This window comes from Mesorhizobium sp. M1A.F.Ca.IN.020.04.1.1, assembly GCF_003997315.1.
GTDB lineage: Bacteria > Pseudomonadota > Alphaproteobacteria > Rhizobiales > Rhizobiaceae > Mesorhizobium.
Map to the genome: position 1 here is coordinate 1 of NZ_RZSN01000224.1, position 8,115 is coordinate 8,115.

Here is an 8,115-nt window from a genome sequence, read left to right on the forward strand (position 1 = left end):
GGTCGCGACCGCGCGCATGCCGGACGGCAGGATCGAGGACATGAAGCTCTGCCCCTCGCCGACCAGCTTGGAGCGCCGCAACGGCTCACCGGCATACATGGCTACACGCGCCACCGAGCCCTTCAGCTTTTCGACTGCGTCCGGTTCGGCCGCACGGGTGATGAAATTAGCGTTGATGCCGCTCGCCGGCCACTGCTCCCACCTGATGTTGTCACCGAGCTGGCTGCCCATTGCGACATCGCCGGAAAGCGCCAGCACGTCCTGCAGCGCGATCGCCGGCTGCTTGGGAGCGTTGACGACGACTTGAGCCGGCGGCGCCACTACCATGTTCTTCGCGACATAACCCGCGCCACCCGCCGCGGCCACGGCCACGCTCAGAATAATCAGTCGGGATGCTGGCATTCGTCCGGACCCTTCGCCTCAAGGCAAACCACCTCGCCAAGCCGGACTTTGCAGCCGCAATCGTCAAAACAAGGTTAATGCAATGCTTACGATCGTGATTAATTTAACGTTTACTCAAATTGGACCGAACCGCCTTGCCGTTAACAAAAAAGGCGGCCAAGTGCCGCGAGAACCCTTGTCACAGAAACTGATTTTCCGAAGGCAACAAGCTGTTTGGTAGGCGTAAAGCCAGACTCCGAAGCGCACCGAGCGCATCTGAAGATGGCGATATGCTTTAGGTCGTGAGCCTATCCAGCGCCCAGACCATCAACGAAGAATCCGGAAAGGTGAGGAGCCCGCCAAGACCAAGCGCGACGCCATAGGGAATGCCTGCGGTCTCGTCGGCGAAATGGCGGAGAAAACGGTTGTGGCCGGTGTAAACCGCAAATGGCGATTTCCGGTAGGCCAGAATGGCAACCGTCAGCAGGCCGCCGATCAATGTCGAGGTCACCAGGTAGCCGATGAGATTGATGTTGAGCCCCATCCATACGGCGGTCGCGGCCAGCAGCTTGGCATCGCCGCCGCCCATGCCGCCGAGCGCGAACAGTCCGAACGTCGCGGCCAGCACCAGGGCACCTGCCGCGAAATGCCCGCCATAAATGGCCCAGTCCATCCCGGTCAAAGGAGCGACCAGAGCGAACGTCGCCACGAGCAGCACCGGCACGCGGTTGGCGATCGTCATCGAAAGCATGTCGGAGATCGCCGCAAACAGCATGCAGAATGGAAAGACGACGAAGATTACAGCTTCAAGCATGAGACAACACAATGCCGTGAGAAAAGTAACACGCCCAGTCTAGCCACACGCCATTAACGGTCGGTGAGTGCCGACGATCAAATTCGCGCGCAACCAGATGCTGCAACGAACAAGGGCCGCCTCGAGGCGGCCCTTCTCGTCGAGAGCGACTTCGTCGTCCTCGGGTTGTTGTTAGTTGGAGTTTTGGACCGCGCTGGCAATTGCCTTGAACTTGGTGTTCAGGGCAGTGCCGAGCTGGCCGGCGCCGACCATGATGGCGAGCGCGATGAGGGCGGCGATCAGACCGTATTCGATGGCGGTCGCGCCGGATTCGTCCTTTACGAAACGTGCGATGAGGTTAGACATTCGAGAGCTCCTACTCCACGTGTTACAGCACTTCCGTCAACTTCTCTTGCCGGTTGATCGGATGTGCCAAATCTAGGGGGAAGCCCTTTCGATCGGCTTAATAAATACCCTTACCGATTCCTTTCCGGAGGCGATCCCGTTGCTTGGTTAACCGTGGCCTAAACCTCCAGAGGCGGAGTGGCGGGCAAGAAAAGCGCGGAGATCCGGCCCATCCGCGATTTCGCTAAAACAGCGTATGCTCTCCGGCTTATGACCGCCGAGCCGGCCAATCCTTATCGCGGCCATGCGGCGCTTAACCGTCGGTTCACCAATTTCGTTCATGTTCCGTTGAACAGTCTGCCCCTCCGGAGCGCTTCAATGACCTCGTCGAGATCGCCATTTTCAGTCGTCGCGCTGCTGGCTGTCGCCGCATCCGTCATGCCGGCCAGCGCCGGCGCCGGCATCGAGGTCACCATGAATCAAGCAAAGATCGTCAAGTTGTCGCGCGCGGCCGATACGATCGTCGTCGGCAATCCGGCAATCGCCGATGCCGCCGTGCAGGATGCCTCGACGGTCGTTCTCACCGGCAAGGGTTTCGGCGTGACCAATCTGGTCGTGCTCGATTCCGATGGCAGCCCGATCATAGATGAGCAGGTGACGGTCGTCCGACAAGCCGCGTCCTCGGTGCGCATCTATCGACGCGCCGAAGTCCAGACCATGTCCTGCACGCCCTATTGCGAAAGCTCGTACAAGAGCGAGGCTGAGAAAACGTCCGAAACGGAAATGAACGCAGCCCGCTGAGCTTAAGGACGCAAGCGCCCGCAGGTTAACAGCGGGTTAAGGGCAGTCCACCGAGTTTAACGCTGATCCAAACCGGACCTCAATGGGTGGTCGATAGGTTGCAGCCGACATTGCAAGGATCGGCAGGAACGGAACATGAGCAGGGCGCCCAAGGGTGACATGGACGGCAAGGCCGAGGCAAAGGCACGCCTCGGTTTCTTGAGCGATAGGCGCGGCAGCACGGCATTGGAATTCGCGATGCTGGCCATGCCGTTCGCCTTGCTCGTTTTCGCCATCCTGGAGAGCTGCATCTCGTTCGCCGGCCAGGAAGTGATGGCCAACGCCACCGACGATATCGCGCGCCAGCTGCGAACCGGCCAGCTCAAGAAGGCCAACGTCACCGACGCCTCGATCAAGACGCTGATCTGCGACAGGCTGGAGATCATGGTCGCCACGAACTGCCCTGGGTCGGGGTCAGATGCTTCACTTCTGGTGGACCTGCGCGAATATCCGACCTTCGCCGACGCCGCGGCGGCGGGCTTCAAAATCCAGAACGGCGAAATCGTGCTGACCGGCACGAGCTCGACGACTTTCACGGTGTCGCCCGGGCTGGCGGAATCGAAGAACATGCTGCGGGTTTTCTACAAATGGCCGGTGATCACCGATTTCCTGGCCAAACAAATGGCCAATCTGAATGGCGGCAAGACGCTGCACTTCGCATCGGTGACCTGGCAGAACGAACCATTCGACGACTGAAGCAGGTCGCGTGAGGCGACCTGCTTTGGCTTTTTGATTTTCGGCATGTCTCCCGAAACCGGGTCCACTTCGGGAGACATGCTTCAAGATTGCGGCCGGCCGAGACTTGAGGCGGTGTGGGGGCAGGATATGTACCGTGCGGGGGCACAGCGACGAATTTCGGCTTTCGTGGCGAAGGCGGCACGGTTTTGCCGCGATCGCCGCGGTGTCGCGGCAATCGAGTTCGCCTTCATCGTGCCGGTGCTGCTCATCATGTACTTCATCACGATGGAAGCCTCGCAGGCCATCGAGACCAGCAAGAAGGTCAGCCGCATCGGCAGCATGGTGGCGGATCTCGTCACGCAGCAGACCAGCGTCACGAAGGCCGATCTCGACGCGATCATGAAGATCGGTACCTCGACGCTGCAGCCCTACAATCGCTCCACGCCGACGATCATCATCACCGGGATCCAGATCTCCGACGAGGCATCGCCCAAGGCGACGGTGGCCTGGTCGCGCAAGCTCGTGGGCACCACCTATAGCGCCGACGCGGCGAAGACCAGTCCCACCACCGTTCCGCCGACGCTGAATATCCGCAACACCTTCCTTGTCCGGGTGGAAAGCGACCTCGGCTATAAGCCGATCATCACCTGGTCCGCCGACAGTTCGTCGACGCTTGGATTGACCTCGGCCTTCAACAACATATCGATGGGCGAAACATACTATCTGAGGCCGCGCCGCGGTCCTACGGTTCCTTGCACCGACTGCTGACGGACTAATCCCCGCCAGTTTCCCGCCGCACGATGGCCAGGGCCGTTGCATAGTCCTTTGAGACGGCCAGTTCGAAGCCGCCGGAGTGCGTCGGCTCCAGAAGATCGTAGACATCCGGGGTCAGCGACTTGAGATTGGTCAGAAACACGGCCAGCCGTCGCTTGGCTTCGGCGTCGAGATCGCTGCGCACCACATGAGGCCCATATCGCAGCGGAGCCGAGCTCCACAGCACCCGAAGCGACGTCTTCGGGACGCCGGCGGCCGCAAGCCGCATGATGGTGCCGCCCGTGTCGGTAGGCTGGCCGTCGGCGCCGACAGGCTCCCAGCCGAACAGGCCGTCGGCTTCTCCGTCGCCGAGCATCGCCTCGGCCGCGGTGGCCGACGAGGCGCGCGCCAGGAAAGGTGAATCCTGCGCGATCCGCACGCCTTCGCCGGCCAGTCCGGTCAGCGGCAGGAGGGAACCGGCGACATTGTCGGCGGGCGCGATGGCGATCCGATGCGAGGCGATCGCTGTGAGGCCCGGCACTTTGCCGTCGCGCGTCACCAGCACGGAACGGACGCCGGCGGCTCCATCGGCATCGACAGGCGCCACCAGCGGCTCGACACAGCCGCAGCGCTCCGAAGCCGTAGCATAGGCGAGCGCCGAATAGACCGCATACTGTATGCGGCCGCTCGCCTGAGCCTCGATCAATGCCGCATAGTCGCGAGCAACCACGAACTCGACCTTCATGCCGAGAGCGTTCGTATAGGCATCCGTCAAGCGCGCCAGACCAGGTACCGTGTTGCCGCCTCCAGGCTCGGCGACGATTCCTATGCGAAACGTCCCGATGTCGGCGCGCCAGTCGGCATGCGCCGGCGGGGCCGCGGAGAGCACCGCGAGAGCCGCCGCGCAGGTCCTCAATGCCTGGCTTGCCGTCGATCTTGCGCCCATGCCCATCCTTGCCGCACTCCCTCGATCCGCACCACTTTGCACCAAGCCGTTGCGGTCTGGTATCCGATTTGCCAACGCCGCTGCGGAACTCTATGTCTGGCTGGTTAGATTGGCACGATGGCACCCCTATGGCGCGGGCTTTCCTATTCGTTCTCGATTCTTTCGGCATCGGCGGAGCGGCCGATGCCGAACGCTACGGCGATGCCGGCGCCGACACATTCGGACACATCGCGCAGACTTGCGCCGAGGGCCGCGCGGATCGTGGAGGCCCGCGCCGCGGACCGCTCGCCGTCCCCAACATGATATCGCTCGGGCTTGCCCGCGCGGCCAAGACGGCAACCGGGCTGACGGTCGACCTCGACGCGCCGCTGCTTGCCGCGTCGTTCCATGGCGCTGCCCAGGAGGTCTCTAGCGGCAAGGACACGCCGTCGGGCCATTGGGAGATTGCCGGCCTGCCCGTGCGTTTCGACTGGGGTTATTTTCCCGACACCGTGCCCGCCTTCCCGGCCGAGCTGACCGGCGCGATCATCCGCGAAGGCAAGGTGCCGGGCATCCTCGGCGATTGCCATGCGCCAGGGACCGAGATCATCGAGCGCTTCGGCGAGGAACACATCCGGACCGGCAAGCCCATCTGTTACACATCGGTCGACTCCGTATTGCAAATCGCCGCGCACGAGACGCATTTCGGCCTGGAGCGGCTCTACGAGCTTTGCCTGACGGTGCGCCGGCTGGTCGATCCGCTCAACATCGGGCGGGTGATCGCGCGGCCCTTCGTCGGCGAGACAAGCGCCACCTTCCAGCGCACCCACAACCGCCGCGACTATGCCGTGCCGCCGCCGGAGCCGACCTTGCTCGACCGGCTGACGGAGCGCGGCAGCAACGTCATCGCCGTCGGCAAGATCGGCGACATCTTCGCCCATCGCGGCATCGCGGAGGTGCGCAAGGCGGGCGGCAACATGGCGATGTTCGACAAGGCGCTCTCCGCCATGGACGACGCCGGCGAAGGCGATCTAGTCTTTGCCAATTTCGTCGATTTCGATACCGAGTTCGGCCATCGGCGCGATGTCGCCGGCTATGCCGGAGCGCTCGAGGCCTTCGATCGCCGGCTGCCGGAAGCGCTGTCGCGCATCAAGTCGGGTGACCTTCTCATCCTCACCGCCGACCACGGCAACGATCCGACCTGGCGCGGCACCGATCATACCCGCGAACGCGTTCCGGTGATCGGGATAGGGGCGGGACTGAAGGGCGGCGACATCGGGCTCAGGCCGACCTTCGCCGATATCGGCGAAACCGTCGCGGATCATCTCGGGCTTGCGCCTGGCCGCCACGGCACCTCTTTCCTCGCGACGATAGGCGGCCATGCCCGAACTGCCTGAAGTCGAAACGGTGCGGCGGGGGCTGCAGCCGGTCCTGGAAGGGGCGCGGCTCGTCAATGTCGAGGCGCGACGGCCAGACCTTCGCTTTCCCTTTCCCGAACGGTTCTCGGAGCGGCTTGCCGGCAAGACCGTGACGGCGCTTGGCAGGCGCGCCAAATATCTGACGATGCACATCGAAAACGGTCCGGTGCTGATCTGCCATCTCGGCATGTCGGGATCGTTCCGCGTCGAAACCGCTGGCAACGGCCGCATTCCCGGCAGCTTCCATCACGAGCGCTCGAAGAGCGAGGCGCATGACCACGTCGTATTCGATGTCGACTCCCCGAAGGGCGAGCGGTCCCGCGTCATCTTCAACGATCCGCGCCGTTTCGGCTTCATGCTGTTTGCCGAAGGCGCGCCGGACGCGCATCCAATGCTGGCGGGGCTGGGCATCGAGCCGACCGGCAATGCGCTCGACGGTCCCCTGCTCGCCTCGCTGCTCGAAGGCCGCAGATCGCCGCTCAAGGCCGCGTTGCTCGACCAGCGGCTGATCGCCGGGCTCGGCAACATATATGTGTCGGAAGCGCTGTGGCGCGCCGGCTTGTCGCCGCTGCGCGAAGCCGGCACCATCGCCGGCTCCCGCAGGAAGGCGAAAGAGCAATGCGAACGCCTGGCCGCGGCCATCCGCTCTGTCATCGCCGACGCGATCGCCGCCGGCGGATCCTCGCTGCGCGACTATGTCCAGGCAGACGGGTCGCTTGGCTATTTCCAGCATTCCTTCGCGGTCTATGACCGCGAAGGCGAGCCTTGTCCGAAGCCGGGCTGCAGCGGCCATATCGAACGCATCGTGCAGAGCGGCCGATCGACCTTCTATTGCCGGACCTGTCAGCGGTGAGCTAGACCGGTCTCCTCAATCGAAGCGAGGAGACGATGCCATGGCCTATGAAACCATTCTCGTGGAGACACGCGGCAAGGTCGGGCTGATCACGCTGAACCGGCCGAAGGCGCTCAATGCCCTGAATTCGCAGGTGCTGGCCGAGATCGTGGCGGCGGTGAACACGCTCGGCGCCGATGCCGGCATCGGCGCGATGGTACTCACAGGTTCGGAAAAAGCCTTCGCGGCCGGCGCCGACATCAAGGAAATGCAGGCGATCTCCTTTGTCGACGCCTATACTGGAGACTTCTTTGTCGGGTGGGAGGAGCTCACCCGGGCGCGCAAGCCGATCATCGCCGCGGTCGCCGGCTACGCACTTGGCGGCGGCTGCGAGCTGGCCATGATGTGCGATTTCATCATCGCCGCCGACAACGCAAAATTCGGCCAGCCCGAGATCACGCTCGGCGTCATGCCGGGCATGGGCGGATCGCAGCGATTGACCCGCTTCGTCGGCAAGTCGAAGGCGATGGACATGTGCCTGACCGGGCGGATGATGGACGCTGCCGAGGCCGAGCGCTGCGGACTGGTGTCGCGAGTGGTGCTGGCGGCCGAGCTGGTCGAGGAGGCGCTGAAAGCGGCAGCGAAGATCGCCGAGTTTTCCCTGCCGTCGGTGATGATGACGAAGGAAGCCGTCAACCGCGCTTTCGAGACGACGCTTGCCGAGGGGCTGCGCTTCGAGCGCCGCCTTTTCCACTCGCTGTTTGCGCTCGATGACCAGAAGGAGGGTATGGCCGCCTTCGTCGAGAAGCGGAAGCCGGATTTCAGCAACAGCTAGGGCATGTCGGCCTAATGCGTGCCGCGATTTCGGCAGAAAGCCGGGCATGCACCAAGACAACGGCTTTAGGCGTGCGGACCCGTTTCAGCGCGGTACGGCTTCAAGCCCCAAAAAGACCGCGAAGCGGCGTTGACGCGCCGGAAAAGCTGAACTATAAGCCGCACCAACCGAGGCGGCCCGTGGCTGCCCGTTTGTTTTTTGCGCCCTGCGACCCGCTGGCGCCCACCAGATCAGAAGAGAGGCATCATGGCCAATACGTCCTCGGCCAAAAAGGCAACGCGCAAGATCGCCCGCCGCGCGGCGATCAACAAGAAC

10 protein-coding genes and 1 pseudogene are annotated in these 8,115 nt (G+C 63.2%); 7 read left to right on the top strand and 4 right to left on the bottom strand.

What is annotated here, in order from left to right; genetic code table 11:
* The 3 genes from cpaB to EOA49_RS28555 form a co-directional block, all read right to left on the bottom strand.
* Positions 1 to 402, bottom strand: a 402-nt coding sequence (cpaB, locus tag EOA49_RS28545) for a Flp pilus assembly protein CpaB (RefSeq protein WP_127243493.1), incomplete at its 3' end; no start/stop codon positions are given.
* A 274-nt stretch (positions 403 to 676) separates the two neighbouring features.
* The gene (locus EOA49_RS28550; RefSeq protein ID WP_095799342.1) at positions 677 to 1,195 is read right to left on the bottom strand and encodes a prepilin peptidase; all 519 of its coding nucleotides are present in this window, start codon (positions 1,193 to 1,195) and stop codon (positions 677 to 679) included.
* Between the two features lie 171 nt (positions 1,196 to 1,366).
* Complete coding sequence (locus EOA49_RS28555; protein ID WP_067324571.1) at positions 1,367 to 1,540, bottom strand: Flp family type IVb pilin; 174 nt, start codon at positions 1,538 to 1,540, stop codon at positions 1,367 to 1,369.
* Positions 1,541 to 1,897: 357 nt separating this feature from the next.
* Here EOA49_RS28555 and EOA49_RS28560 point away from each other — a divergent pair, with 357 nt between their 5' ends.
* From EOA49_RS28560 to EOA49_RS28570, 3 genes are all read left to right on the top strand, one after another.
* The gene (locus EOA49_RS28560) at positions 1,898 to 2,320 is read left to right on the top strand and encodes a pilus assembly protein N-terminal domain-containing protein (RefSeq protein ID WP_066996418.1); all 423 of its coding nucleotides are present in this window, start codon (positions 1,898 to 1,900) and stop codon (positions 2,318 to 2,320) included.
* Positions 2,321 to 2,455: 135 nt separating this feature from the next.
* Positions 2,456 to 3,055, top strand: a complete 600-nt coding sequence (locus EOA49_RS28565) for a TadE/TadG family type IV pilus assembly protein (RefSeq protein WP_095799341.1) — start codon at positions 2,456 to 2,458, stop codon at positions 3,053 to 3,055.
* A 129-nt stretch (positions 3,056 to 3,184) separates the two neighbouring features.
* Positions 3,185 to 3,805 (top strand): TadE/TadG family type IV pilus assembly protein, encoded by a 621-nt coding sequence (locus tag EOA49_RS28570; RefSeq protein ID WP_095832747.1) that lies wholly within the window; start codon positions 3,185 to 3,187, stop codon positions 3,803 to 3,805.
* Positions 3,806 to 3,809: 4 nt separating this feature from the next.
* Here EOA49_RS28570 and EOA49_RS28575 read toward each other — a convergent pair whose 3' ends face one another.
* Complete coding sequence (locus tag EOA49_RS28575; protein ID WP_127240802.1) at positions 3,810 to 4,736, bottom strand: PhnD/SsuA/transferrin family substrate-binding protein; 927 nt, start codon at positions 4,734 to 4,736, stop codon at positions 3,810 to 3,812.
* Between the two features lie 128 nt (positions 4,737 to 4,864).
* Here EOA49_RS28575 and EOA49_RS28580 point away from each other — a divergent pair, with 128 nt between their 5' ends.
* The 4 genes and pseudogenes from EOA49_RS28580 to EOA49_RS28595 form a co-directional block, all read left to right on the top strand.
* Entirely contained in the window at positions 4,865 to 6,112 is a 1,248-nt protein-coding gene (locus tag EOA49_RS28580) for a phosphopentomutase (protein ID WP_127243494.1), read from the top strand.
* Complete coding sequence (gene mutM / locus EOA49_RS28585) at positions 6,096 to 6,986, top strand: bifunctional DNA-formamidopyrimidine glycosylase/DNA-(apurinic or apyrimidinic site) lyase (RefSeq protein WP_127240578.1); 891 nt, start codon at positions 6,096 to 6,098, stop codon at positions 6,984 to 6,986. The genes EOA49_RS28580 and mutM overlap by 17 nt, the downstream gene beginning before the upstream one ends.
* Positions 6,987 to 7,026: 40 nt before the next feature.
* Entirely contained in the window at positions 7,027 to 7,800 is a 774-nt protein-coding gene (locus EOA49_RS28590; RefSeq protein WP_127240577.1) for an enoyl-CoA hydratase, read from the top strand.
* Between the two features lie 246 nt (positions 7,801 to 8,046).
* A pseudogene (locus EOA49_RS28595) lies at positions 8,047 to 8,115 on the top strand (30S ribosomal protein S20); the annotation flags it as partial.

What these genes read in the sequence shown, in the direction of transcription:
- EOA49_RS28550 (WP_095799342.1), bottom strand. Translation starts at nt 1,195, where the DNA reads ATGCTTGAAGCTGTAATCTTCGTCGTCTTTCCATTCTGCATGCTGTTT.
- EOA49_RS28555 (WP_067324571.1), bottom strand. Translation starts at nt 1,540, where the DNA reads ATGTCTAACCTCATCGCACGTTTCGTAAAGGACGAATCCGGCGCGACC.
- EOA49_RS28560 (WP_066996418.1), top strand. Translation starts at nt 1,898, where the DNA reads ATGACCTCGTCGAGATCGCCATTTTCAGTCGTCGCGCTGCTGGCTGTC.
- EOA49_RS28565 (WP_095799341.1), top strand. Translation starts at nt 2,456, where the DNA reads ATGAGCAGGGCGCCCAAGGGTGACATGGACGGCAAGGCCGAGGCAAAG.
- EOA49_RS28570 (WP_095832747.1), top strand. Translation starts at nt 3,185, where the DNA reads ATGTACCGTGCGGGGGCACAGCGACGAATTTCGGCTTTCGTGGCGAAG.
- EOA49_RS28575 (WP_127240802.1), bottom strand. Translation starts at nt 4,736, where the DNA reads ATGGGCGCAAGATCGACGGCAAGCCAGGCATTGAGGACCTGCGCGGCG.
- EOA49_RS28580 (WP_127243494.1), top strand. Translation starts at nt 4,865, where the DNA reads ATGGCGCGGGCTTTCCTATTCGTTCTCGATTCTTTCGGCATCGGCGGA.
- mutM (WP_127240578.1), top strand. Translation starts at nt 6,096, where the DNA reads ATGCCCGAACTGCCTGAAGTCGAAACGGTGCGGCGGGGGCTGCAGCCG.
- EOA49_RS28590 (WP_127240577.1), top strand. Translation starts at nt 7,027, where the DNA reads ATGGCCTATGAAACCATTCTCGTGGAGACACGCGGCAAGGTCGGGCTG.